Source organism: Cohnella rhizosphaerae (genome assembly GCF_029525575.1).
In the GTDB taxonomy this organism is placed as follows: Bacteria; Bacillota; Bacilli; order Paenibacillales; family Paenibacillaceae; genus Cohnella; species Cohnella rhizosphaerae.
Window position 1 is genome coordinate 2,218,389 of sequence record NZ_JAPDIA010000008.1, and the last position, 25,303, is coordinate 2,243,691.

The 25,303-nt window shown below is 61.7% G+C and carries 21 protein-coding genes and 4 pseudogenes; 3 read left to right on the top strand and 22 right to left on the bottom strand.

The window, feature by feature from the left end:
• Positions 1 to 43: 43 nt before the first annotated feature.
• The 10 genes and pseudogenes from OMP40_RS34015 to moaA form a co-directional block, all read right to left on the bottom strand.
• A complete protein-coding gene (locus OMP40_RS34015) occupies positions 44 to 712 on the bottom strand; it encodes an HAD family hydrolase (protein ID WP_277537904.1) in 669 nt (222 codons plus the stop codon).
• 238 nt (positions 713 to 950) lie between these two features.
• Positions 951 to 1,521 (bottom strand): annotated as a pseudogene (locus OMP40_RS34020) (manganese catalase family protein).
• Between the two features lie 16 nt (positions 1,522 to 1,537).
• A pseudogene (locus tag OMP40_RS34025) lies at positions 1,538 to 1,814 on the bottom strand (spore coat protein CotJB).
• Positions 1,815 to 1,865: 51 nt separating this feature from the next.
• Positions 1,866 to 2,087 (bottom strand): spore coat associated protein CotJA, encoded by a 222-nt coding sequence (locus OMP40_RS34030; RefSeq protein WP_277537906.1) that lies wholly within the window; start codon positions 2,085 to 2,087, stop codon positions 1,866 to 1,868.
• 166 nt (positions 2,088 to 2,253) lie between these two features.
• Entirely contained in the window at positions 2,254 to 3,291 is a 1,038-nt protein-coding gene (gene ytvI / locus OMP40_RS34035) for a sporulation integral membrane protein YtvI (protein WP_277537908.1), read from the bottom strand.
• A gap of 55 nt (positions 3,292 to 3,346) precedes the next feature.
• A pseudogene (locus OMP40_RS34040) lies at positions 3,347 to 4,700 on the bottom strand (hemolysin family protein).
• Positions 4,701 to 4,767: 67 nt separating this feature from the next.
• A complete protein-coding gene (gene yfkAB, locus OMP40_RS34045) occupies positions 4,768 to 5,922 on the bottom strand; it encodes a radical SAM/CxCxxxxC motif protein YfkAB (RefSeq protein ID WP_277537911.1) in 1,155 nt (384 codons plus the stop codon).
• Between the two features lie 109 nt (positions 5,923 to 6,031).
• Positions 6,032 to 6,832, bottom strand: coding sequence for an HD-GYP domain-containing protein (locus OMP40_RS34050; RefSeq protein WP_338131317.1), 801 nt, complete (start codon positions 6,830 to 6,832; stop codon positions 6,032 to 6,034).
• 547 nt (positions 6,833 to 7,379) lie between these two features.
• Entirely contained in the window at positions 7,380 to 8,822 is a 1,443-nt protein-coding gene (locus OMP40_RS34055; RefSeq protein ID WP_277537913.1) for a bifunctional metallophosphatase/5'-nucleotidase, read from the bottom strand.
• Between the two features lie 2 nt (positions 8,823 to 8,824).
• On the bottom strand, positions 8,825 to 9,841 hold the full coding sequence (gene moaA, locus OMP40_RS34060) for a GTP 3',8-cyclase MoaA (RefSeq protein ID WP_277537915.1): 1,017 nt from the start codon (positions 9,839 to 9,841) through the stop codon (positions 8,825 to 8,827).
• 143 nt (positions 9,842 to 9,984) lie between these two features.
• Here moaA and OMP40_RS34065 point away from each other — a divergent pair, with 143 nt between their 5' ends.
• The 3 genes from OMP40_RS34065 to OMP40_RS34075 all read left to right on the top strand — a co-directional run bounded on the left by OMP40_RS34065 (position 9,985) and on the right by OMP40_RS34075 (position 12,956).
• The gene (locus tag OMP40_RS34065; RefSeq protein ID WP_277537917.1) at positions 9,985 to 10,737 is read left to right on the top strand and encodes a molybdenum cofactor biosynthesis protein; all 753 of its coding nucleotides are present in this window, start codon (positions 9,985 to 9,987) and stop codon (positions 10,735 to 10,737) included.
• Positions 10,734 to 11,792 carry a ThiF family adenylyltransferase gene (locus tag OMP40_RS34070; RefSeq protein WP_277538204.1) on the top strand — a complete coding sequence of 353 codons (1,059 nt, stop codon included), beginning with the start codon at positions 10,734 to 10,736 and terminating at the stop codon, positions 11,790 to 11,792. Before OMP40_RS34065 ends, OMP40_RS34070 begins: the two co-directional genes overlap by 4 nt.
• A gap of 222 nt (positions 11,793 to 12,014) precedes the next feature.
• Positions 12,015 to 12,956 carry an HD-GYP domain-containing protein gene (locus tag OMP40_RS34075; RefSeq protein ID WP_277537918.1) on the top strand — a complete coding sequence of 314 codons (942 nt, stop codon included), beginning with the start codon at positions 12,015 to 12,017 and terminating at the stop codon, positions 12,954 to 12,956.
• A gap of 220 nt (positions 12,957 to 13,176) precedes the next feature.
• On the opposite strand, the gene OMP40_RS34080 is transcribed toward OMP40_RS34075, so the two are convergent.
• The 12 genes and pseudogenes from OMP40_RS34080 to OMP40_RS34135 form a co-directional block, all read right to left on the bottom strand.
• A complete protein-coding gene (locus OMP40_RS34080; protein ID WP_277537920.1) occupies positions 13,177 to 13,998 on the bottom strand; it encodes a C40 family peptidase in 822 nt (273 codons plus the stop codon).
• Positions 13,999 to 14,384: 386 nt separating this feature from the next.
• Positions 14,385 to 14,960, bottom strand: a complete 576-nt coding sequence (locus OMP40_RS34085) for a glycoside hydrolase family 73 protein (RefSeq protein ID WP_277537921.1) — start codon at positions 14,958 to 14,960, stop codon at positions 14,385 to 14,387.
• Between the two features lie 1,234 nt (positions 14,961 to 16,194).
• Positions 16,195 to 17,592: a Fe-S cluster assembly protein SufB gene (gene sufB, locus OMP40_RS34090; RefSeq protein ID WP_277537923.1), complete on the bottom strand. Its 1,398-nt coding sequence runs from the start codon at positions 17,590 to 17,592 to the stop codon at positions 16,195 to 16,197.
• A 50-nt stretch (positions 17,593 to 17,642) separates the two neighbouring features.
• Complete coding sequence (gene sufU, locus OMP40_RS34095; RefSeq protein WP_277537927.1) at positions 17,643 to 18,098, bottom strand: Fe-S cluster assembly sulfur transfer protein SufU; 456 nt, start codon at positions 18,096 to 18,098, stop codon at positions 17,643 to 17,645.
• Positions 18,095 to 19,312 carry a cysteine desulfurase gene (locus OMP40_RS34100; protein WP_277537929.1) on the bottom strand — a complete coding sequence of 406 codons (1,218 nt, stop codon included), beginning with the start codon at positions 19,310 to 19,312 and terminating at the stop codon, positions 18,095 to 18,097. The genes sufU and OMP40_RS34100 overlap by 4 nt, the downstream gene beginning before the upstream one ends.
• Before the next feature lies 1 nt (position 19,313).
• The gene (gene sufD, locus OMP40_RS34105; RefSeq protein WP_277537931.1) at positions 19,314 to 20,612 is read right to left on the bottom strand and encodes a Fe-S cluster assembly protein SufD; all 1,299 of its coding nucleotides are present in this window, start codon (positions 20,610 to 20,612) and stop codon (positions 19,314 to 19,316) included.
• Between the two features lie 24 nt (positions 20,613 to 20,636).
• Entirely contained in the window at positions 20,637 to 21,416 is a 780-nt protein-coding gene (gene sufC, locus OMP40_RS34110; RefSeq protein WP_277537934.1) for a Fe-S cluster assembly ATPase SufC, read from the bottom strand.
• A gap of 192 nt (positions 21,417 to 21,608) precedes the next feature.
• A complete protein-coding gene (locus tag OMP40_RS34115; protein ID WP_420872072.1) occupies positions 21,609 to 22,193 on the bottom strand; it encodes a DUF1802 family protein in 585 nt (194 codons plus the stop codon).
• Positions 22,194 to 22,282: 89 nt separating this feature from the next.
• Positions 22,283 to 22,498 (bottom strand): FAD-binding domain-containing protein, encoded by a 216-nt coding sequence (locus OMP40_RS34120; RefSeq protein ID WP_277537937.1) that lies wholly within the window; start codon positions 22,496 to 22,498, stop codon positions 22,283 to 22,285.
• Positions 22,419 to 23,573 carry an FAD-binding domain-containing protein gene (locus OMP40_RS34125; RefSeq protein WP_338131354.1) on the bottom strand — a complete coding sequence of 385 codons (1,155 nt, stop codon included), beginning with the start codon at positions 23,571 to 23,573 and terminating at the stop codon, positions 22,419 to 22,421. Before OMP40_RS34125 ends, OMP40_RS34120 begins: the two co-directional genes overlap by 80 nt.
• On the bottom strand, positions 23,518 to 23,661 hold the full coding sequence (locus OMP40_RS34130; RefSeq protein WP_277537938.1) for a hypothetical protein: 144 nt from the start codon (positions 23,659 to 23,661) through the stop codon (positions 23,518 to 23,520). The genes OMP40_RS34125 and OMP40_RS34130 overlap by 56 nt, the downstream gene beginning before the upstream one ends.
• Positions 23,658 to 25,095 (bottom strand): annotated as a pseudogene (locus OMP40_RS34135) (malic enzyme-like NAD(P)-binding protein). Before OMP40_RS34135 ends, OMP40_RS34130 begins: the two are co-directional and overlap by 4 nt.
• Positions 25,096 to 25,303: the final 208 nt, after the last annotated feature.

The following is a 25,303-nucleotide window of genomic DNA, read 5'->3' on the forward strand; positions in this document are numbered from 1 at the left end:
GCGCTCCCTTGGAGCCGACTCTGTTTTTTCATGCCCCCCTGCTTCAGCGCACCAGCTTCAGCAGCTCCGAAAAGCGCCCGATCCGCACGTCCGCTTCGTCCAGCTCGCCCTCGCGGCGGAAACCCGCATAGTCGCAGCCAACGGTAAACAAGCCGTTGCCTTTGCCGGCTTCGACGTCCGAATGCCGGTCGCCGACCATCCACGCCGACTTCGCGCCGCTTCTCTCGAGCAGCAGGCGTACCAGCTCCACTTTGGACGGCGTGGCATATTCGCCGGCGCTGTAGAAGCCTTCGAACAGCTCGCCGATCCCTCGCAGGCGTGGCACTTCCTTGACGTAGGATTCCAGCCCGTTGCTGGCCACGAACAGCCGCACGCCGCGCGACTTCAGCTCGCCCAGCACCTCCGGCACGCCTTCGTACAATTCGCCCCGCCCGCGCTCCAGCTCCTCCAGCTCGTACTGCAGGAGCAATTCGTTCGCCCGGTCCTGCGCGGCTTGCGAACCGTCAGGCATCACCTTCTGCCAAATATGCTCCAGCAGCATGCCCAGCGAACCTAGCAAGCGCTCGACGGGCGGTTCGGGCGAGAGATATAAACCTTCCTCCCGCAGCGTGGCGAAGACGCGGCGGTGCACCTCCTCCAGCAGCGTCTCGGTACGGAACAGCGTCCCGTCCAGATCGAAAAGCATCGCTTCCGGCAAATCGTACGGTTTCATAATCGGCTCCTCTTTTTTTCATCCATCATACCGGAGCCGGGGAAATGTGGCAACTTTTGCAGCCCGTCTATTAAACGTCCGATATCCATCTATTGTTCGTCCGTTACTCCTCCGTTCACTGTCCATTTTCGGCTGCCATTCGTCCGCAACTGCCCGCAACGACGTGCGACGATCCCCTTAAGACGAAGGCGCCTCAAGGGGATCGGCTAGCTAAATAATCGTCTTGCGTGCACTATGCTCAATACACCTTCTTCTGCTCCCGATCCGCCTTGATGATCTCGACCGCTTCGCGGAACCGCAGCGAGTGGATGATCTCCCGCTCGCGCAAAAACTTGAGGCTGTCCTGGATGTCGACGTCGTCCGTCATGTCGATCAGCCACTGGTACGTGGCTCTCGCCTTCTCCTCCGCCGCGATATCCTCGTACAGGTCGGCGATCGGATCGCCCTTGGCCGCAATATAGGCCGCCGTCCAAGGCACGCCCCCCCGCATTTTCGTAAAATAACGCGCCGTCGTGGTTCGCGAAGTGCGGACCGAGCCCGGCGGCTTCCAGCTGCTCCACGGAGGCGTCCTTGGTCAGCTTGTAGATCATCGTGGCGATCATCTCGAGGTGCGCGAATTCCTCCGTCCCGATGTCCGTCAGCAAGCCGATGACTTTGTCGGGAATCGAATAGCGCTGGTTCAGATATCGAAGCGCGGCCGAGAGCTCTCCGTCGGCGCCGCCGTACTGCTCGGACAAGTAGCGCGCCATACGGATATCGCATTTGCCGACTTTGACGGGATACTGCAGCTTCTTTTCATAAACCCACATATCGCGCCCCCCTCTTCTACACTTGCCAAGGCCACGGCGTGTCGACCCACTGCCAGGGATAACGGCTGAAGCTGTTGCCGAAGTTCATCTGCGGACCGTACTTTTGCTCGAACGACGCCATCAGCTGCTTGCGGATTTGCGCGAGCTGGTTGAATTGCTGGAGCGCCTGCATGTCTGCCGGATGGGTGTCCAAAAAAAAGGTTCAGCTCCACCAGCGCGAAGTCGACCCGCTGAATCTCCAGCAGATCCCGCTTGTAAGCCTCCCCCTCCCCGCTGCGGCGCTTGCTGCGCATAGGCGTGCTCATTGCTGCGGCTTGCGGCTTCTTCTCTGTCGGACACGCCGATCAGCCTCCTTTACGGTTGCAGCGCGACGTATAGGGACTATACAGCGCAGGCCACAGCGTTCCCTTGCATAAGGCCTCGTCCAGCGGAAACTGGGGAAGGTTGGACGGTTGAAAATAAATGTACTGGTTCGGCGGCACGATATACCGCTTTACCGTCACGGGCGGACACGGATCGTCGGAGCTGACGTAGGGATGCCACTCCCGCCACTGGTTGTCGTACACGCGGATTCCTCCTTCGGCTAAACCGTACGGCGTACTGCTCTAGCCTATGCGCCCAAAGGCCCGGTTCGAACGACATCGGCGGATATTTTTCGATAAGCCCGTCTACAAAAAAAAGAAGCCATCCGCGGGTCAGGCGGAAGGCTTCGACAGCATCGCTTGCATTCGGCTAGAGCTTGATCTTGAGATTAATCAACCCGACCTTGCGGGCGGCCATGTATACGATGACGACGACGGGGCCCAGGAAGACGCCGACGAGACCGACCAGCTCGAATCCGACGTACAGGCTGATAAGCGCGGGGAGCGCGCCGATGCCGACGGCATCGCCCAGCACCTTCGGCTCCACGATCCGGCGAACGACGGTGATGACGAGAAACAGCAGGATCAGTCCGATCCCGGTGTATGTATCCCCCGTAAGCATCATATAGGCCGCCCAGGGCACGAGCACGGATCCCGTGCCGAGTATCGGCAGGATGTCGACGACGACGATGAGCAGCGCGATCGCGAGCGGGTAGCCCGTACCGATGACGAGCAGGCCGACGAACGAGATGACGTACGTCATCAGGCTCAGCACGAACTGGGCGCGCAGGAAGCCGAAGATCGACTTGCGCAGATTCTCCATGACTTGCGCGACCTGGCTTCGGGACTCCTCGGCGAAGATGGACAGGAACGAAGCCATCATCGTCGGCAGGCTAAGGCTGAACAGGTAGACGGCCACGAAAAACACGATCAGGACGACGAAAAAGCTCGGGATGCCGGCAGCGAAGCCGACGAGCGGCTTCGAGATGGACGTGGCGAGTCCGGACAGCCAGTCGGTCAGGTTGTTCGTCAGGCTTTCCAGCTTGATCGGCAGTTCGTTGTCGACGCCCTGCCCGTTGTACGAGCTGCTCGCTTTCTCGAGCGCGTCCTGAATATAGTTGTTGGCGCTTTTCAGGTACGAGGGCAGATTGCTCCAGAACGAAGTCAGCTCGGCGAAAATCTTGATGCCGATCAATCCCATGAGCCCGAGCAGCACGACCGTGAAAAGCGTGCTCGTGACCGTCGACGCCGCGAGACGGTTCATCTTCAGCCTGGTCATGAAGATCTTGGTCAGCGGTTCCAGAAAGATGACGACGATCAAAGCCAGCAGGAAGGGCGCGCCTACCGTAAACAGCAAATAAAGAAAACCAAGTCCCAATACCATCAACAATACTGTGCGCAGCGGCATGCATTCACACCTTTCGAGGATCGGCCGCCATGAGGGCGAAGCCGGTATGCATCGTCTACAAGCCGGAAGGCGGGTCCGTACGATCGTCCGCATCCGGTTGTTTATAACGATAGATATGTACGCGCTGGACTCTTAGACGTTCCACTTCGGCGATCTCGAATACATAGCCTTGCTCGATGATCTTGCTTCCTTCCGCGACGTTGCCGTCCAGGCTCTTGAACAGCCAGCCGCCGATCGAATCGACCTCTTCCTCCTCGATCTCGACGCCCAGCAGGTCGTCGACCTCCTCGATCAGCATGCGGCCGTCGACCGAGTAGACGTCGCCTTGCAGCTCGACGGCCGGCGGCTCGTCGTCGAACTCGTCCTGCAGCTCGCCGACGATCTCCTCGAGGATCATCTCGGCCGTCAGCATGCCCGCCGTGCCGCCGTATTCGTCGATGACGATCGCCAGCTGCGACTTGTGGCGCTGCATGAGCTTGAGCACGCGACTGATCTCCATCGACTCCGGCACGCTTAAGATCGGTCTCAAAAAGGTGCGCAGATCCTGCACCTCGTCCGGATCTGCCGTCAGCACGTCCGTGATGTGCACGAACCCGATGATCTGGTCCTTGTCCTCGACGCCGACCGGATAACGGGTATGCTTGACGCGGTAAGCGAGCTTCATGTTCTCGTCGAACGGCAGGTTGACGAACATGCAGTCCATGTCGGTTCGCGGCAGCATGACCTCCCTGGCCACCCGATCCGAAAACTCGAACACGTTGTCGAACAGCGTCATCTCTTCCTTGTCGATAATGCCGCTCTTGGCGCTCTCGTTCATGAGGATGCGTATCTCTTCTTCGGTATGCGCCGCGTCGTGCTCGCTGGCCGGCCTGACGCCGATCATGCGCAGCAGCAGGTTCGCCGCGTTGTTCAGAAGCCAGATGACCGGCAGGAACAGTCTGTAGAAAAGCAGCAGCGGAAGCGACAGCCAGAGCGACACGCCCTCCGACTTCTGGATCGCGAGCGACTTCGGCGCGAGCTCCCCCCAGGACGATATGGAGGAAGGTAATCGCGCTGAACGCGATGATGTAGGAGATCGTATGGATCGTCGTCTCGTTCGTCACGCCGTATTGGTGGAGCAGCGGAATGACGATCAAATCCGCGATGGCAGGCTCGCCCGTCCAGCCGAGTCCAAGCGACGCAAGCGTGATGCCGAGCTGCGTGGCCGATAAATAGACGTCGAGCTTGCGATTGACCTTGAGCGCGTACTTCGCCCTGACGTTGCCCTCGTTCGTTAACTGCGTAAGCCGCGACTGGCGCACTTTGACGAGCGCGAATTCGGCGGCCACGAAAAATCCGTTCAGCAGTACGAGAAAGAGAACGAGGACGGCGTGCCAGGCGATCGAGCCCCACAACAATTCCGTGTTCAAGCAGCTTCAGCTTCCTTTCGTACGGCGCGGCGGCTTAAGGACCGCGCTCGCGTCCGCCTGCCGCGCGTCAAACGATCGCGCTGCGACGGGTAAAGTCGACGTCCTTGTAGTACATGTCGGTCACGAGAAGATTGGGACCGCAGCAGCCCGCGGCCGGGCAGTGGCAATTGAGGCCGCGCTGCATCGGATGCGCCTGCCAGCGATCGAACACGTCGTCCAGGCGTTCGGTCTTGACGTTGCCGAACGGCGGGACGGCCGCGAAATCGGTCACGTATACGTCGCCGCTGAACAGGTTGACGTTGACGCGGTTGCGGCCGTCCGGATCGTTGCGGACGGTAACGTTCGGTTCGGCGGCCAGCCTGCCCAGCAGACGGCGCTCGAGCGGATCGTCGCCGCAGGCGTAAAAGGGCAGCGTGCCGAACAGCATCCACATGTCGCGGCGCCGCGCGTCGAGCAGCTCCTCGACGGCCTCGAGCATCTGCCGCTTGGTGATGACGGGCAGCCCGGAGGCGAAGGAGCTCGGGTACATCGGATGCACCTCGTGCCTGCTGCAGCCCATCTCGCCGACGAGACGATGGATTTCTTTCATTTTGCCGTGCGTCCGGTAGTTGATCATCGACTCCGCCGAGACGAACAGACCGCCGTCGGCCAGCCGCCTGGCGTTGTCCATCATGCGTTCGTACATGCGTCCCGCGGCGACCGCTCCGACCTCCCGCCCGGTGCGCGCGAACCCGATGCGGTGGAAATCCTCGGCCTCCGTATAATTGAAGGAAATATGCATGACGTCCAGATGCGGCGCGATCAGTTCGTACCGGCCGTAATCCAGCGTGACGTTCGAATTGAGCTGCGTGCGGATGCCGCGCGACCGCGCGTACTTGAGCAGCGGGATCAGCACGCGGTTGACGGTGTTCATGCTGAACGTCGGCTCGCCGCCGGTAAGGCTGATCGTCTCCAGATGCTCGACCTCGTCGAGCCTGCGGAGCATGAGCTCGATCGGCAGCGCTTCGGCTTCGGCCATCGTCAGGCTGTCGCCGACGGCGCAATGCTCGCATCGCATATTGCATAAATGAGTGACGGTAAATTCAACGCTCGTGAGCGCGTGCTTGCCGTACGCCTGCAGCGAACGGATCGGATCCCACGGATCGTACGCAGGCGACAGCGGCGCGAGATCGGCCGGCGGCGCGAAAGGGGCGCCCGTCCCGGCTTGGGCGGAGCCAATCATCGGTCATACTCCCTGTCTTGTCGAATGTAATGCTATTGTACCGGGTAAACGCCGGCTAACGCAAACGAAAGCCCTCGGAGACATGCCGCTCCAAGGGCTCGAATGCGCGCTATGCTTCGGCTAACGCGGGACCGTTCGTGACGACGCGCGAGATCATGATCGACAGGTGCTTGGACAAGTCCATGTCGTAGGGCGTCTTCAGCTCTTCGCCGCCCTCGTTGGTCAGGATCCGCACGATCGGCCGGTGCATCGTCAGCGTGTTCACGTCCACGATGACGCCGCTCTGTCCGCTCGACAGCTCCACGGTCATGCCGACGGGGTAGATGGCGACCTTGTCGCGGAACAATCGCAGCATCTCGGTATCGTACAACGTCTCGCTGCCCGCGTACAGCAGCTCGACCGCCTGATGCGGCAGCATGGCGTTGCGATAAATACGGTGGCTCGTCATCGCGTCGTACGAGTCGACGATGCCGATCCACTTGGCATAATCGTGAATCTCGCTCCCGCGAATGCCGCGCGGGTAGCCGGAGCCGTCCAGGCGTTCGTGGTGCTGGAACGCGCAGTGCGCGACGATAAGCGGCAGGTTGGGCTCGTCCTTCAAGAGCTGGTAGCCGCGCTCGGTATGGCGCTTCATCTCTTCGAATTCTTGCTTGGACAGCGCGCCCGGCTTAAGCAGCACGTCCAGCGGTATCCGCGACTTGCCCACGTCGTGCAGCAGCGAGCCGAGCCCGAGCGTCATCAGCTCGTCCCTGCTGTAGCCGCGGGCGATGCCGAGCAGCGACGTGTACACGCAGACGTTGAGCGAATGAATGTACAGATAGTGATCCACGCTTTGCAGGTTCAACAGCATGATCATGGCATCCCGATTGCTGTACAGATCGTCGAGGATCGTCGACATCGTATCGCGCACGGCTTTGCCGACGTAGGGATATATCCCCCCGCCGGGAGCCGTCCGCCATTTCGCGAAATACGTTCTTGACCGTCAGCAGCGCTCGACGCTGCGTCTCCTCGCTGATGAGCTCCGGAATCTCGATGCCCTCGGTCTTCGGGTCCTGAATATAAATATAATGAATGCCCATACTGCTCAGGCGATTCAACAGTCCCTGGGTCAGTTCGACGCCTTCAGCCAGCAGCACGACGCCATCTTCGGAGAAAATCTTTTTTACCAAGCCTCATACCGGGGAGGCAAGCTGTCACTGGCATCAAGCGCATATTCCTTTATCTCCCCCCTTGGCGGTACGCGTCCGCAGAAAAGGCTCTGGCTATATCATCGGAATCCTCTTATGATAATGTAAGAGATTTGACGCCCATTGACAAGATATTCCTTCCTAAAAGTCGACAGCATTCGTCAAAACCCCTAACGATCCCACAGAAAAACGTCCGCATAATTCGTCGTGAACGACGATTCGGCGGACGTTTTTTGTCTTCAAAGCGACGGGCGCGGGTGCGTGCGACGCTTAAAGAGCCGCCGATGCCGCGTCCTCCCGCCAGCGGGGCCGGACGCAATCGTACACGGCGCGCTCGTCGCCCAGCGCCTCGGCGAGCAGGTCGCGGATAAACTCCGGCAGATAATACCGAACGACGCGGCCCTGCTTCAAGCCGACGTATCCGATGCCGAACGTAAACATATCCAGCGTGCCGACGGTATAGACGCGGTCATCGTCGAGCGTCTCGCCGTTGACCAGGACGCCAACCAAGCGACCGTAAGGCGGCGCGGCGGGATCGAACACCACCTCGGCGCCGTCCGTGCACAAGCGGCCGAGCACCTTGCCTCTGAAGCCGAAGCCGTGAAACTCCAGCCCGATGAACTCCGGCAGCAGGCTCTCCTCGAACGCCTGCCTGAGCTGCGCGCCGGTCAGCTCGATCAGGCACGGGTTGATCGGGGAAGGACAGACGGCATGGAGCCGCTCGCGCGTCACCGGCCCGGCCGCGAGCCCGTCCAGCAGCTGCCCTGCGTTGGTCAGCCCGATCTCGGCGCCGGTCTTGCGGCGCAGCGCGCCGGCCAGCAGCGTGCCGAGCGGACTCTCGGCGGCGGCTTCTCCCGCCAGCGGGACGGCCAGCTCCGCGACGGGCTCCGCCATCGTCGCTTTTGCCATCCGCAGCGCGGCGGCGACGATATCCGCCGTCTCGGGATCCGGCCGCCGGCCTTCGGTCGGAACGGTGCGGCCTTCAATGTCCAGGCCTCGTCCGTCCGGTCCGCGCCCGATCTCGACCGTGCCGACGTAGCGGCCGAACTTCCCGGCCGCGCAGACGACCGCGCCCCCGATCCGGAGCGGCACCTCCAGCAGATGGTGCGTATGGGCGCCGACGATGACGTCGATGCCGGGCACGGCCGCCGCCAGCCGTTCGTCCTGGCGAAGTCCCAGATGGGAGATCGCCAGTACGACGTCGCAGGCGGACCGCAGCTCGGCGACGCAAGCCGCCGCTTCTTCCAGCGGGTCGGTCGCTTCCCAGCCGAGCAGCTCGTAAAATTCGTGGAACTGCACCGTAAGCCCGAAGATCCCGACGGTCAGCCCCGCCTTTTGAAGCGTCAGCGTGCGGCGCATCCAGGCGGGAGGCCGCCCCGTAGCGGCCAGCCTCAAATTCGCGCAGACGATCGGAAACGAAGCGTTTCCATATAACCGGTCCAGCTGTTCCGGCGTGTAGGTCAACCCTTCGTTGTTGCCGAACGTCACCGCGTCGTAGCCGAGCCGCGTCAGCAGCTCCCGGTTCACGGCAGCGTCGGTCCCTTCCGTCTCGATCCGCACGCGGTCCAGATGGTCGCCGCAGTCGACGAGCAGGAGCCGGTCCGCGGGCACGGACCGGCGAACTTCCTTTATATAATCGGCCGCCCTGGCGGCCTCCTCGAAGTGACTGTGGATATCGTTCGTATGAAGCAGGATCAGCTTGCCGCTATGCACCACTATTCGCCTCCTACCCCCCCGATTTGAGACATCCTGCGCCCCGTCGGCACATGCGACTGGGCGTCTCCGGCGAGCAGCGCCGCCATCTCATGGTTTTCCGGCTTGATGCGCATCGCCTTCATGAACAGCTCGCGCATCGCCTCCGGCGAGCCGAGCGCCGGCCGGACGCTTAGCTCGTCCACCCAGTACAGGCAAGGCTTGAGGTCGCCCTCCGCGGTCAAGCGGAGCCGGTTGCAACTGGCGCAAAAGTGATTGCTGACCGGATGGATCAGCCCGAAGGAGCCGGCGCCGCCGACGATCCTGTAGTTCTCCGACGGTCCGTTGCCCGCCGGCCCTTCCGGCAGGGGCTCATAAGACAGTCCGAGGCGGTCGGCCTCCTCGGCGATGCGCGTCAGCGGCAGGTAATGGTCGCGCCAGCCCGCGTCGTCGTGCCCGATCGGCATATATTCAATGAAGCGGACGTGAAGCGGCTTCTCGGCGCTGAGACGAAGGAAGCGACCGATCTCGTCCTCGTTCACGCCTTTGAGCAGCACGCAGTTGAGCTTGATCGGCCCGAGGCCCGCCTCGGCCGCGGCTTCGATGCCTTCCAATACCTTGTCCAGCCTTCCCCTGCGCGCGATGAAGCGAAAACGGGCGCTGTCCAGCGTGTCCAGGCTGATATTGACGCGGTCGAGCCCGGCGAGCTTCAGCGCCGCGGCTTGCGGTCCGAGCAGCAGTCCGTTCGTCGTGAGCGAGATCTCTTCGATGCCACGGATCGACTTCAGCTTCGCGATCAAACCCGCGATACCCGGACGGACGAGCGGCTCGCCTCCGGTGATCCGAAGCTTGGATATGCCGAATCCCGCTGCGGTATCCACCACCTCGGCGATCTGATCGTAGGTGAGCAGGCTTTCCTGGTCCATGAACGTCATGCCCTCCTCGGGCATGCAGTACAAGCAGCGCAAATTGCAGCGGTCCGTGACGGAGATGCGCAGGTACGTATGTTTGCGGTCGTATCGGTCCTTCAGTTCCGTCATGGCGCGGGCCTCCTCCGGCAAGCGTGAATCATCGTCCTGTTACACTAACTGACATGGTTATAGCATAACATTTTCAAGGGCATTATGGTATGCTTGGACAAGGCACCCCCCCTTGTGAAACGTATGGAAGGCAGGGCAAATTCATGACGGTTTACAAATGGAAAATATATTTATTCGCGGGACTTGCGGAGCGTCTGGGCACGCGTCTGCTCGAGACCGAATTCGCAGAGGAACGGCTCGCCGCCGGCGAACTGAAGCGCAGGCTCGCTGCCGCTTATCCGGCGCAAGCCGACCTGATCGAGGTCTCCTTCGTCGCCCGCAACCAGTCGTTCTCGCCGGACGAGGCCGAGATCGGGTACGGCGACGAGCTCGCGCTGCTGCCGCCGGTGTCCGGCGGCTCCGGGCTGGACGCGGGCAACGAAGCCGTCGCTTCGAGCGCCGAGCCTTACGCCATATCGGCATCGGCGCTGTCGGCGGAGCATGTGCTCTCGCTCGTGCATCGTCCCGACCACGGCGCGGCGCTCCTGTTCGCGGGGACGACGCGTGGGCTGACGGGCGGGCAGCGCACGGTCACGCTCGACTACGAGGCGTACGAGCCGATGGCGCTGGCGGCGCTCCGGCGGATCGGCGACGAGATCGGCGAACGATGGCCGGGCACGCTGTGCGCGATCCACCACCGCGTCGGGACGGTCGGCATCGGCGAGACGAGCGTGCTCATCGCCGTCTCCTCCCCGCACCGCGCGCCGGCGTACGAGGCGAGCCGCTATGCGATCGAACGGCTGAAGCAGACGGTGCCCATCTGGAAGCGCGAAGTGTACGCGGACGGGTCGGAGTGGAAGGGGCATCAGACCGGGCCATGGAATCCGCTGGCGCCGCCGGCGGACGAGGCGCCATGACCGGGGCGCATGCGGGCGGCGCTGACCGCTATGGGCGCCAGGTCCGCTTCGCTCCGTTCGGCCCCGAAGGCCAGGCGCGCCTGTCGGCCGCTACGGCCGCGATCGTCGGGGTTGGCGCGCTCGGCTGCGTCTCGGCCAATCATCTGGCCCGCGCCGGCATCGGACGCCTCATTCTGATCGACCGCGACGTCGTAGAGCCGACCAATCTGCAGCGGCAGCTGCTCTACGACGAATCGGATGCCGCCGAAGGGATCCCGAAGGCCGTCGCGGCCGCGCGGAGGCTGTCCGCGATCAACGGCGGCGTCGCCTGCAAGCCGTATGCGGTCGATCTGAACGCTGGCAACGTCGAGACGCTGCTCGCGGATGCCGACCTCGTCGTCGACGGCACGGACAGCTTCGGCGTGAGGTACCTGCTCAACGAATGGAGCGCGAAGCACGGCAAGCCCTGGATCTACGGCGCGGCCGTCGGCGCCTCCGGCATGACGATGACGATCCGTCCGGGCTCGGGCGGCCCTTGCCTGCGCTGCATCTTCCCGCAGCCGCCGCGCGGCGGCGCGCTCGACACCTGCGAGACGGCCGGCGTGCTCGGGCCTATCGTCGATCTCGTCGCTTCCGTTCAATCGATGGAAGCGATCAAGCTGCTCGGCGGCCGCGAAGACGCGCTGCACGGCGCGCTGCTGCAGACGGACCTGTGGCATACCGGCTGGCAGCAGCTCGATATCGCCGGCGCGCGCAGGGCCGACTGCCCCGTATGCGGCGACGATCGCCGGCACGAATGGCTGGACGGCGACGCGGCGGAGCCGCTGACCGCTTCGCTCTGCGGCCGGCAGACGGTCCAGGTATCTCCGGCGGGTTCCGATGCTTCGCTCGATCTGCCGCTGCTCGCTTCCAGGTGGGCGCCGCTCGGACGCATCGAGCTGCGCGACTACTTGCTTCGGCTCCGGCGGGAAGACGGCATCGCCTTCGCGCTCTTCCCCGACGGCCGCGCGCTCGTGTCGGGCACCGACGATCCCGTCCGCGCGAGACGCCTGTACGCAGAGCTGCTCGGCGAGTAGTCCTACTCCTTTCGACAAAAATCAATTGCAAGCGACCGTTAGACTTTGGTAACATATGGTTTGAAAGCGGTTATCCGACGTTGATGCCGCAGAAGACCATACCGGCGAGGTGCGCGATGCGAATTCACATTACCGATTTGCAGGCTGGCGATCAGATCTCGCAAGATATTTTTAACGCTTACGGCCTGCATGTGCTGTCCAGCGGCGCGATCTTGAACGAGCATGATCTGTCCCGCCTTTACCAGCACCGGATCGACTACGTCGATATCGAGCAGCGCGTCTCCCCCTTCGTTCGAAGCCTCCGAGACCGCCGCCGATCTGTTCCCGCCCGAGCTCCATCACAAGTTCGAAGATGCCGTCGCGGGCTGCGAGCTGCTGTTCAAGCAGGCGATCGCGGAAGGCAAAGTTTCCGAAGCGGACGCCAAGGAGAGCTTTCAGCCGCTCGTCCAGCATTTCCAGGAGGAACGGGACGTCGTATCGCTCATGCTGAGCATGCACACGCAGGACGAATACACGTACCAGCACTCGGTTCAGGTCGGCATGCTCAGCTTCTATATGGCCAATTGGCTGGATTGGAGCGTCGAAGACCAGATTCGGGCCGGCATGGCGGGATTTTTGCACGATATCGGCAAGAGCCGCATTCCCGATGAGATCCTGAAGAAGAGCGGGCGCCTGAGCGATGCCGAGTTCGAGGAGATCAAAAAGCATCCGTCGCACAGCTATCGGATCTTGACCGATTCCTTTTCGGACGACGGCATCGCCTTGGCCGCGCTTCAGCACCACGAGCGGCGCGACGGCTCGGGGTATCCCGAACGGCTGCTGGACGAAGCGATCATGCCGATGTCCAGAGTGATCGCGATCGCGGACATTTACAGCGCCATGAGCTCGGACCGCGCCTATCAGGCGAAGCGGGATTTGCTCTGCGTGCTGAAGGAGCTGTACCGGCTCAGCTTCGACGAGCTCGATGCGGAGATGACGCTGACGTTCATCAGCCGGATGATCCCGAACTTCATCGGCAAACGCGCGCAGCTGTCCGACGGACGATGGGGGACGATCATCATGACGCATCCGACCGATCCGTTCCGTCCGCTCGTCCACGTCGACGATGCGTTCATCGACCTCTCCGTGGAGCGCGAGCTCGAGATCGACCGGATCTCGACTTGAATGCGACTTGAATGCGGATAGCCCCGGCCGTATCGGCCGGGGCTTCTTCATGCATCTCCACAGGCTGCCTGAGAGCAGCCGCTTGGCGAACAGGAACGTATCCTGCCAGTACGCTTTGTCGATATCCGTAATCTGCACCCCGTCCTCCGGCGCCGGACTCGAATGGAGCATCTTGCGGTCGCCCATGTAGATGCCGACATGGCCCACCGTCTTGTCCGTCTTAAAGCGGCCGGGTACGTAAAAAAAACATCAAATCGCCAGGCTGCAGTTCGCTTCGCGAGACGGAGGTTCCTCGTTCGGCCTGATCTCTCGCGACGCGCGGCAGCTGAATGCCTTTATCGGCGAACAGGAATTGAACGAACGAGGAGCAGTCGAACTTCCCCGTCTGCCTGTAGTCGCCCGTTCCAAAGTCGTACTTTACGCCAAGAAACTTCTGCCCGTGCGCAATAATATCGGCTGCGTCGCTGGACGCGGATGCGATCCGGAGCTTCCCGCGGCCCGCACCGCCCGGCGCCGCGTCGGCGAAGGGCATGCCGCCGTGGCCCGCGTCTTGGCCGAAGGCTCTTGGGAGCAGGGAGATGCTGTCCCCGTTGGTTCGCATCGCGAGCTCGTTTCCGAACAACGCAGGCAAACCGGCGGCAGGAATGTACAAGCCGCCCGCTTCCTTTACTGCCGGCGCCGGCAGCTTGGTCTGCTTTCCGCCGGCATGCACCGTGCTATCGCCGGTCCGGAACGTCCACCTCGGATCGTGATCGCCCAGACCGTAGCTCCCGTCCGCCAGCCACTTTCCCGTATATCCCGCCGCCTTCGCCACGTCGGACAGCGATACGTAGCCGGTCCGATGGATGCTGCGCAGCTTGATGACGCTGCTCTCGGACATCTCATCTGTTTTCGTCTGTTCCGCCGACTTCACCCTTACCGGCGCGTATCTCTGGCTCAGGTCGGCCGTATCGCCGGGGTTGTCCGTGCATCCGGCGCTTGTCAGCAGCGCGGAAGCGACTATGCCCGCGCAAGCTGCCTTCGCCAAGATTCGATTACGCATGCTTAACCATCCCTCCGAAGGTCCCGTCTAGGTTTCCTGTCGTTAGGATGGTTGAACGCGGGCCGAATTATGCCGGCAGGAGCGTCGGTCCGAGGGCAGAAGGTCGAAAGTCGAAGCCTAAGTTCGAAGGCTCGAAACCGAAGCCAAGTCGAAGGCTCGAAGCCATAACGAAGGTCGGACACGCAGGCGATTTTCGAAGCCATTTCGAAGGTCAGAAGCGCAAGCCGGTTTTCGAAGCCATTCCGAAGGTCGGAAGCGCAAGCCGATTTTAGAAGCCGTTCCGAGGGTGGAAGACAATAGCCGAATTTGAATCCGAATCCGTGGAACATACAATTAAACGATCTTTTTTTCGATGCAGCACGGTCAGGAGCCGATAAAAGTCGTAACTACCGCCGAGCGGCGTGTCGATCAGCTTGGCTTCCACGGCAGCTTGCACGGCCGCGGCGGCCCATGCAGGCGGCTCGGGGATCGTTTGTAAGCTTTCGGTTGCGGCCAGCCGGGCGGCGAGCGCTTGAATTTGCGCAACCTGCGCTTCCACCTGTTGCCGAAGCCTTTCGAATTGTTCCCGCTCCTCCTTCGTCATCGGTTCGTCCTCCCCCTTCGATCTCGTCATATTTCGTCAGACTATACGTATTGATCAGTTGCCTAAGCTTGTTGCTGTAGGCCGGATCGGTCGCGTATCCGCTGAGCTGCAGCGCTTCCGCTTGCTCTTCAGCCGTCTTGGCTGCGCGAACGCGGGCATAGCGGGCGCTCCCGAGCCATTGATCCTGATCCTTGTAAAAGGCGTACACGCTGTCATAAGAGCGCCATGTCGCCGTCGTCTGAACGCGCTTGCCCTTCACGTATTCCCAGGTCGGCGTCGTATACGTCTCCCCGCGCCACCACTGGTTAGGGAGTCCGTCGCCGGCTTTGATGCCGCCAAGATTATAGTGCTCGCCGATTTTTCCGCCGGTCTCGAGCAAGTTTTGCGCGAGCCTGACGCTTGGGAAAAGCGGCGAGCCTTCTTTCTCGCCCGCTGCGCTTGCGGCCCAAGTATGCCAAAGAACGTCTGCCTGTCCAACGTATCACCTCCTTCGCTTGTAGCATGATATTCGAGCCATGGCCCCAGCTTCGCGGCGCTTTTCCTATCCGGGCGCTACGCTCGCTGATTCGGCTGTCGGCAATCCAGTTGCCGCCATTAGAAAACCATCAGGGAAGGCACGCCCTGACGGTCTATTGCAGCAGTCTAGTGTACGATCTGCGGAAGGCCATTCTCTCCCCGACCGCCTGAGCGCACGACAAACAACCGGTAACGCTCAGGAGCGGCCCCGGCTGCGAGGTGGTGTAGGTCGACACAGTCCATTAAATAACGGTTGAAAAGCAGTTATTTTCCGCGATCGCGACGTCCTTGGGCAAATAAGTGTTGAAGCGCAATTAATTTCTCGCATTCGAACGTTTCGATCCGGTTTTGGGCAAAATAATTGCGGTTGAACACTTATTCCCTCCGAAGCCCCGGTCAGTATGCCGATTAACTGCTTTTCAACACTTATCTCCCACATCCCAACGATGTATAGAATTTGCGCTATTATTTTTCTCCAAAAACAGCTCCGTCCATATAATAAGCGCGCATAGCGGGACGGACCGGGGGGCCTTATTTTAGTTCATTTGGCGATTTGCGGCCCGCTTTCGGACACAGCCGCCCTTATTCCTGGATTGTCGGCCTTGTTTAGCCTTGATCCGAATCCATAACGTCCCTCCAGTCCGAAACGATCGCAATGATGACCGTTTTTTTAGAAATAAAGTCTCCTGGGTCCGATGCGCCTGACTGACCGGCATTTAACCGCTGCCACCAGATCTCTGTTGCACCAACACGCTCACACTCCCACTTACCTCCCCGACGACCTTCCCGACTACCTTCCCCACTGCCTCCCCGACTACCTCCCCGACGACCATCCCAACTGCCTCCCCGACTGCATCCCCGACTCTTCCCGACTATCTTCACGCTTACTTTCCCAATTATCGTCCAGCTTACACCCCAACGCTCTGCCTGCTTACCCTTCCGCCCCTCGTCCCGTAAAGTTAGCATGCGAAGCCGCGACTTCGCCGTAATTGTATACGTTCTGAAATATAAAAAAAGAATCCGTAGAAAACGCTACGGATTCTTGATCTAACGTTATGGTTAAGGCTTCCGGAGGAACCCGGAACGGAGCGTATCGGTTAACCGATACTGCCTTCCATCTCGAACTTGATGAGCCGATTCATCTCGACCGCGTACTCCATCGGCAGCTCCTTGGTGAACGGCTCGATGAAGCCCATGACGATCATCTGGGTCGCTTCGGCTTCGGACAGGCCGCGGCTCATTAGGTAGAAGAGCTGGTCTTCGGATACCTTGGAGACGGTCGCCTCGTGCTCGAGCGTGACGTTGTCGTTGAAGATCTCGTTGTACGGGATCGTATCGCTCGTCGACTGGTTGTCGAGGATGAGCGTATCGCACTTGATGTTCGCCTTGGCGCCTTCGGCGTTGCGGCCGAAGGAAGCGAGTCCGCGGTACGTCACCTTGCCGCCGTGCTTGGAGATCGACTTGGAGACGATCGTGGATGTCGTGTCCGGCGCCAGGTGGATCATCTTCGCGCCTGCGTCCTGATGCTGGCCCTTGCCGGCGACGGCGATCGAGAGCACCATGCCGCGGGCGCCGCGGCCCTTCAGGATGACGGCCGGGTACTTCATCGTCAGCTTGGAGCCGATGTTGCCGTCGACCCACTCCATCGTCGCGTTCTCTTCGGCGACGGCGCGCTTGGTGACGAGGTTGTAAATGTTCGGCGCCCAGTTCTGAATCGTCGTGTAGCGAACGCGCGCGTCCTTCTTGACGATGATCTCGACGACGGCGCTATGCAGCGAGTTCGTGCTGTACACAGGCGCCGTGCAGCCTTCGACGTAGTGTACGAAGCTGCCTTCGTCCGCGATGATGAGCGTGCGCTCGAACTGGCCCATATTCTCCGAGTTGATGCGGAAGTAGGCCTGCAGCGGGATCTCGCACTTGACGCCCTTCGGCACGTAGATGAAGCTGCCGCCGGACCATACTGCGCTGTTCAGCGCGGCGAACTTGTTGTCCGCTGCCGGAACGACGGTGGAGAAGTATTCCTTGAAAATCTCCGGATGCTCGCGCAGCGCCGTGTCGGTGTCGGTGAAAATGACGCCCTGGGCTTCGAGATCGGCTTGCATGGAGTGGTACACGACCTCGGACTCGTATTGGGCCGAGACGCCTGCCAGGAACTTCTGCTCGGCTTCGGGGATGCCCAGCTTGTCGAACGTCGCCTTGATCTCCTCCGGCACTTCTTCCCAAGTCTTGCCTTGCTTTTCCGACGGCTTGACGTAGTACTGGATGTCGTTAAAATCCAGTTCGTCCATGTCGCCGCCCCAACGCGGCATCGCCATCTTGTTGAACTGCTCCAGCGACTTGAGGCGGAAGTTCAGCATCCACTCCGGCTCGCCTTTCATCTCCGAGATCGTGCGGACGATCTCCGGTGTCAGGCCTTTGCCGGATTGGAATACGGCCTTGTGCTCGTCGCGGAAACCGTACTGGTACTCTTCCATTTCGGGCATTTGCTTCGCCATGACGATTGTCCCTCCTTCATAGTGTTCGTGCTGTATGCGCTAAATCAAGCTTACTGCTCGACGTTTTCTTCGACCTTGCCCTGACCGTCGTGCTCGACGCCTTTGCGCAGCGCGTTCCAGGCGAGCGTGGCGCACTTGATGCGCGCCGGGAACTTGCCGACGCCCGACAATGCGTCAATGTCCTCGTACTCGTCGAATTCGACCTGCTCGCCCTTCATCAGGGACGAGAACTTGCCGGCCAGCGCGAGCGCTTCTTCGGTCGTCTTGCCCTTGACCGCGTCCGTCATCATCGACGCCGAGGACATGCTGATCGAGCAGCCTTCGCCGGTGAAACGGGCGTTCTTCACGATGCCGTCCTCGATGTGCAACTGCAGCGAGATACGGTCGCCGCACGTCGGATTGTTCAGGTTGACGGTGACGGATTCGTCGTCCATCGTCCCGCGGTTGCGCGGGTTTTTATAGTGATCCATGATGACGCGGCGGTATAAATCGTCCAACTGGCTCATAACTGGAAAAACTCCTTTGTCTTGACCAGCGCGTCCACCAGCCGGTCGACGTCTTCTTCGGTGTTGTACAGGTAAAAGCTCGCTCTCGCCGTCGCGCTCACCTTCAGCCAGCGCATGAGCGGCTGGCAGCAGTGGTGGCCGGCGCGGATGGCGATGCCCTCGGTGTCGAGCACGGTCGCGACGTCGTGCGGATGCACGTCGCCGAGATTAAACGTGACGAGCCCCGAACGGTTGCCGCTTGGCCCATAGATGGCGATGCCTTCGATCTCCGACAGGCGGCCGTAGGCGTACCGGGACAGCTCTCTGCCGTGACGGTCGATCTCGTCCAGCCCGATCGACTCCAGGAAGTCGATCGCGGCGCCGAGTCCAACCGCGCCGGCGATGATCGGCGTGCCGCCCTCGAACTTCCAGGGCAGCTCCTTCCAGCTCGAATCGTAAAGCTCGACGAAATCGATCATCTCGCCGCCGAATTCGATCGGCTCCATCTTCTCGAGCAGCGCCGTCTTGCCGTACAAGGCGCCGATCCCCGTCGGTCCGCACATTTTGTGTCCCGAGAACGCATAGAAATCAACGTCGAGATCACGCACGTCGACCTTCATGTGGGGAGAGCTCTGAGCGCCGTCCACCACCATAATCGCGCCGTTCTTGTGGGCGATGGCGGCAATCTCCTTGACCGGATGGACCGTCCCCATCACGTTGGACACGTAGGCGATCGACACGATCCTGGTGCGCTCGGTGATCGTCTCTTCGACGTCCGACAGCTTCAGGCTGCCGTCCTCCTGGAGCGGAATAAACTTCAGCGTCGCGCCCGTGGCCTTGGCGGCCTGCTGCCAGGGGATCAGGTTGCTGTGATGTTCGGACTGCGTGACGACGATCTCGTCGCCCTCGCGCAGCTGCTGGCGGGCGTACCCGCCGGCCACCGTATTGAGGCCGGTCGTCGTGCCGCGGTTGAAAATGATCTCGCGCGCAGAAGCGGCGTTCAGGAAGCGGGCCACCTTCTCGCGGGCGCCTTCGTAGGCGTCCGTCGCGCGCGAACCGAGCGTATGCACGCCGCGGTGGACGTTGGCATTGTCGAGCTCGTAGTACCGCTTGACAGCGTCGATGACGCTGCGCGGCTTCTGCGAGGTCGCGGCGTTGTCCAGATAGACGAGCGGATGACCGTTGATCTCCTGATCCAGGATCGGGAATTCGCTTCTTAGTGCGCGAGCGTCCATTTTAACCCAACTTCCTCTCTAAAATGCGCTGCAGCTGCTCGCGGACGCTCTCGAGCGGAATCTCCGACACGACCGGATCGAGGAAGCCGTAAATGATCAGACGCTCCGCTTCGGTCTTCGAGATGCCCCGCGACATCAGATAGTGCACCTGCTCAGCATTGACCTGGCCTACGCTCGCGGCGTGGCCGGCTTTGACGTCGTCTTCGTCGATCAGCAGGATCGGGTTCGCGTCGCCGCGCGCCTTCGGGCTCAGCATGAGCACCTTCTCGGTCTGCTGGCCGTTGGCGCGGGTCGCGCCCTTCTCGATCTTGGTCACGCCGTTGATGACCGCGGTGCCTTCTTCCTTCATGACGGCGCGCGTGATCATGTCGCTCTCCGTCGAGAGGCCGAAGTGCACGGCGCCCGTCGTCAGGCTCATGCGCTGCTTGCCGGCGCCGACCGTGATGATCTTGGCGTCGGACGTCGATCCGTTGCCCTTCAGGATCGTCTTGGTGTCGGACAGGATGTTGCCGTCCTGCAGCTCGCCGACGATCCATTCGATGCGCGCGTCCTGCTCCAGCACGGCGCGGCGGTAAGAGACGTCGATCGCGCCGCGCTCCAGGCTGTGCACGGCTGCGTAGCGGACCTGGCTGCCTGCCTTGGCGAACACTTCGACGGCGCCGTTCAACACGAGCGCGGCATCGCCGACGGCCGTGCTGGCGTTCTCGACGACGGTCACGCGGCTGTTCGCCTCGGCGACGATCAGCACGTGCGGCACGAAGGTCGCTTCGGCGTCGTCCGCGAACAGCAGCGCCTGCACGGGTTCTTCAATCTCTACGCCGCGCGGCACGTACAGGAACACGCCGCCGTTCCACAGCGCCGCGTGCAGCGCCGCGAGCTTGTGTTCATCCGGCGTATACGCCGTCATCAGATGCTGGCGAACGAGCGCTTCGTGGCTGCGCGCGGCCTCCTCGAGGCTCGTCAGTACGACGCCCTTCGCCTTCAGCTCGTCGGACAGATGCGTATAGACGACCGAGGAGTTGTGCTGCACGATCAGCGCGCCGCCGGCTTCGGCGGGCAGCAGCTTCGCGAGCGCTTCGGGCAGCTGCGAAGCGGAGTCGGCCTTGGCGCCCGGGCGGTCCGTGCCGTACAGGTCCAGCGGCCAGCGCTGGATCGGCGTCTTCTCGGGCTTCGGAAGCTCGAGCGTCGAGGCCAGCTCGCCGGCGTTCTCGCGCCAGGCGACGAGCCATGCGGGTTCGTTTTTGCTGCGGGCGATGCTCGATGCGGCATCGCGGCCAAAAGAGGCGGTAGGCGTACTCATGGTTGTATGACCTCCCTTATCCTCTTAGGCTTGGCCGACCGTCTCGTCGACGATGCCCAGTTCTTCTTTGACCCATTCATAGCCTTCGGCTTCGAGACGCTCGGCCAGCTCGGGACCGCCCGACTTGACGATACGGCCCTGCATCATGACGTGGACATGATCAGGCGTAATATAATTCAGCAGGCGCTGGTAGTGGGTGATGATCAGGAAGCTGCGCTCTTCGGAACGCATCGCGTTGACGCCCGCGGCGACGATCTTCAGCGCGTCGATGTCGAGGCCGGAGTCGATCTCGTCGAGAATGACGAGCTTCGGCTCGAGCAGCATCATTTGGAGTATCTCGTTGCGCTTCTTCTCGCCGCCGGAAAAGCCCTCGTTCAGGTAACGGTGCATGAACTCGGGATTCATCTCGAGCTCCTTCATTTTCGCTTCCATCTGACGCACGAACTTGATCAGGGAGATCTCGTTGCCTTCGCCGCGGCGCGCGTTGATCGCGCTGCGAAGGAAGTCCGCGTTCGTGACGCCCGTGATCTCGCTCGGATACTGCATGGCGAGGAACAGACCCGCCAGCGCGCGTTCGTCGACGCCCATTTCCAGCACGTCTTCGCCGTTCAGGAATACTTGACCTTCCGTTACTTCATATTTAGGATGGCCCATGATCGAGGAGGCGAGGGTGCTCTTGCCGGTGCCGTTCGGGCCCATGATCGCGTGCACTTCGCCGGCCTTGATCGTCAGATCGAAGCCCTTCAAAATTTCTTTGCCTTCGATTTCCGACTTCAAGCCCTTGATTTCGAACAAGTTGGACATTGTTTTCCCTCCAGGTTATACGGACGCCAAGTGGGGCTGACCCCTTTTATAAGCAACCTTCGGTCGCCACTTAAGATCCATTTCTTATTTATAACTATTCTAAAGTGATTCTCAGTGATTCTCAACCACCATTTTATGAAAATGTCATGAAAATTGCAAACCGGCCATCCTTCCTGCGACGCCGAACGCCGTCTAGCGGTCGCCCGCAAGCGCTTCGCGAATCGCCCGCGCCGCTTTGTCGAAGGCTTCGTCTTCCAGCGCGGGACGCGCATCCTGGACAGCAACCGGCACCGCCAAGCTAAGCCAGGACTTGCAGCCGCCGTATCGTTCGTCGTTCGGAATGGCCACCGGCCGGTCCCATACGTATACGCGAAGCAGAAGCACGTGCAGCGGCTTCGTTCTTTTCCACTTCAGCCGTTCTTCCGCGTAGTTCTCCGTCCATAAATGAAAAGGCTCCAGCTTGCGCAGCGTCTCGCCGTCGGTCACTTCAATGTCCTCGACGACCTCGGCGTAAGAGGAGACGAAAATCGTATTCGGGTCGCGTTCGAACGCCGCTACCGTTTCCGCCACGCTCGGGCTCGTCCCCGGCTTGACCAAGTGCTCCCGCTGATGCTCGTACGAAGGGAAAAGAAAAAACGAGGGGCTCTCCAGCCGAAACTCCTTGGTCTCCTCCGCGATGCCGCCCTTGCGCAGCACGATGATCTGCTTGCCCGCTTCAAGCGCCTTGACCGCCACCGCCCACTCCCGCAGCGCTATCGGATTGTCCACCGGCGTCATGCCTCCTGTCGAAATCTGCTGTCCTTATTATAACACGAGGGGCGGGGAAGCCAAGGCGAAGCGATGGCGCGCTCGCGCGGCAAAAGCCGTCAACCGTCGTTCGCGTCGTCGCGATCGCGGTCCGCGGGATTCAAAATCGACTTGTAGACGGCGATCGCCTCAAGCCGGGAGCGGCGGAGGTCGACGATGGCGTCGGGCGCGGGCTCGTGGACGGATGCGGCGGCGTCAATCGTAGCGCGGGGAAGCCAGGCGCGCAAATAGTCGCCGGCCGGATCGAACTTTTTGGACTGGGTCACGGGGTTCATGATGCGAAAATACGGCGCGGCATCGAAGCCGAGCGACGAGGCCCACAGCCAGCCCCCCTCTATTAAGCGCGTTATCGTAGTCCGATAGTTTCAGCCGAAAATACCGTTCGCCGTAAATAAACGGGCAGCGCAGGTTTTTGGTCAAAAACATCGCCGCGATCATCCGCAGCCGGTTCGGCATCCAGCCCGTCTCGTTCAGCTGCGTCATGGCCGCGTCGATCACGGGAATGCCCGTCTTTCCGTCCCGCCAGGCGGCGAAGTGGCGGTCGTCCAGGCCGGACAGATCGAATTTTTTCTCGTAATGATAGTAGTCCTTGTCCATGCGGGATTGATACAGGTAAAAATCGCGCCACGCCAGCTGGCGCAGCCAGCTCTCCGCCAGATGCGGGGCAAGCTCGCCGGCAGCGGCGTAAAGGCGCCTGGCCGTGATTTCTCCGCGGTTCAGCGATGCCGACAGACGGCTCGTGCCGTCCTGCCCGTAGGCATCTCTCGCTTCCGTATAGCGGGCCAGCGCGTCTTGCAGGAAGCCGCGCAGCCGCCGCTCCGGATCGAATGCCTGGCCGGCCTGGTCGTCCATGGCGGCCTTCAGCGTCCCCGGCAATGCGCAGTCTGGCAGGTCCGCGGCGTCGACCGTGACCAGATCGCTGACGGCGCTCGCATAAACGGTCGTATGGCGCTGCGCGAGAAAGGCGCGCCACTGCCGGTAAAAAGGCGTAAACACCTTGTAGGGCGCCTGGCGGCCCGTCCATTCGTGAAAATCGCGCAGCGGCGCGAGCGACAAATCGGGCAGTGCGGTAAAAGCGGCGCCGCGCGCCAGCGCCGCTTCCTTTAATTCGCGGTCGCGCTTGATCGCATAAGGGGTATAGTCTTCGTGCACGACGACCTCGCGGATGTCCGGCTGCGCGTCGAGCAACCGTCCCAGCAGGGACGCAGGCTCGCCGTAAAATACGTTGAGCCTGCTCCCGGCCGCCTCGTAAGCGCGCGCAAGCCGGCCCGCCGCGCGGAGAAAGCCGGCGCCGCTATGCTCCAGATACCTGTCTCCCCCGAAGGAGAAACGGATCGAGAAACAGCGCAGCCAGACACGGCTCTCCGCCGGCGGCCATGTAATCCAGCGCCGGCAGGTCCGAGGTCCGCAAATCCTTGCGATGGATGAACAGCTTCAAATTCCCGCCTCCGAATGCGCGGCCTTGTCGTCGTCGCCGTGGCTGCGCTTGTCCTGCCTGCGGGCGACCTTGTCCGCGTACGCGGCTTCGATGACGGCCTTTCTCACGTTCTCGACGACGGCGGCGTTGAACACGCTCGGCACGATGTATTCGCTGCTAAGCTGCTCGTCCGTGACGACGGAGGCGATCGCCTTCGCCGCGGCCAGCTTCATGCCTTCGGTAATGCGCGACGCGCGGCAATCGAGCGCGCCGCGGAAAATGCCGGGGAAGCAAAGCACGTTGTTGATCTGGTTCGGATAGTCGCTGCGCCCGGTGCCGATGACGGCGGCGATGCCCTGAATAAGGTCCGGACGGATCTCGGGCTCGGGATTGGCCATCGCGAACACGATCGGGTCGGGGGGCCATCGACTTGACCTGACCGACGCTGAGCACGCCCGGCCCGGAGACGCCGATGAAGACGTCCGCGCCCGCGATCGCTTCGGTCAGGCCGCCGGTGCGGCCTTCCGGATTCGTATGCTGCGCGCACCACTGCCAGGCCGGATTGGCATACTCGCGGTCGGCGGACAGGATGCCTTCGCGGTCGACGGCGACGACCGACGGCACGCCGGCCGAATGCAGCATGCGGACGATCGACATGCCCGCCGCCCCGATCCCGCAGACGACGACGCGCAGCGTGTCCATCCGCTTTCCGACGCACTTCGCCGCGTTCATGAGCGAGGCGATCAGCACGACGGCCGTACCGTGCTGGTCGTCATGGAAGACCGGGATATCGAGCAGCTCCTGCAGCCGGCGCTCGATCTCGAAGCAACGGGGCGACGAGATGTCCTCGAGGTTGATGCCGCCGAACCCCGGCGCGAGGCTGCGGACGATCTCGACGATGGCGTCCGGGTCTTGCGTGTCGAGGCAGATCGGGAAGGCGTCGACGCCGGCCAGTTCTTTGAACAGCATCGCCTTGCCTTCCATGACGGGCATCGCGGCGGCGGGGCCGATATTGCCGAGACCCAGCACGGCGCTGCCGTCGCTGACGACGGCGACCGTATTGCGCTTGATCGTAAGCGAGAAGGCGGACGAAGGATCCTCGTGGATCGCCATGCAAACCTTCGCCACGCCCGGCGTGTAGACGCGGGAGAGATCGTCGCGCGTGCGGATCTTGATGCGGGGCGTCACTTCGAGCTTGCCGCCGAGATGGATAAGCAGCGTCTGGTCCGAAATGTTGACGATCCGTACGCCCTCTACGGCGCGGATCGCCGAGGCGATCGCCTCTTGTCCGGAATCGCTGCGGATCGTCAGGTCGCGAATGCTCTTCTGCCCCGGCCGAATGACGTCGATGGCGACGATATCGCCTCCGGCCGTCCCGATCGCGGTCGCGATCGCGCCGAAGACGGCCCTGTCCGTATCCATTTCAAGACGCACGATGAGATTTGAACCGTTCATCCCTGATCCCTCCCGGTATCTTCTTTCGGATTTACCTTAACATGCCGCGTCGGCGGACATCAAACCGCCCGCGAATCCGGCTGTTCCGCACGCTTGTTTTTCCATTATAATAGTAACCGGATCGAGACCGTCAGCATTCGCCATGCAGCGCGAATTGTTCTATACTGTCTTTTAGATCGTCCGCGCCTGGCCGGACAAGCCGCGTACA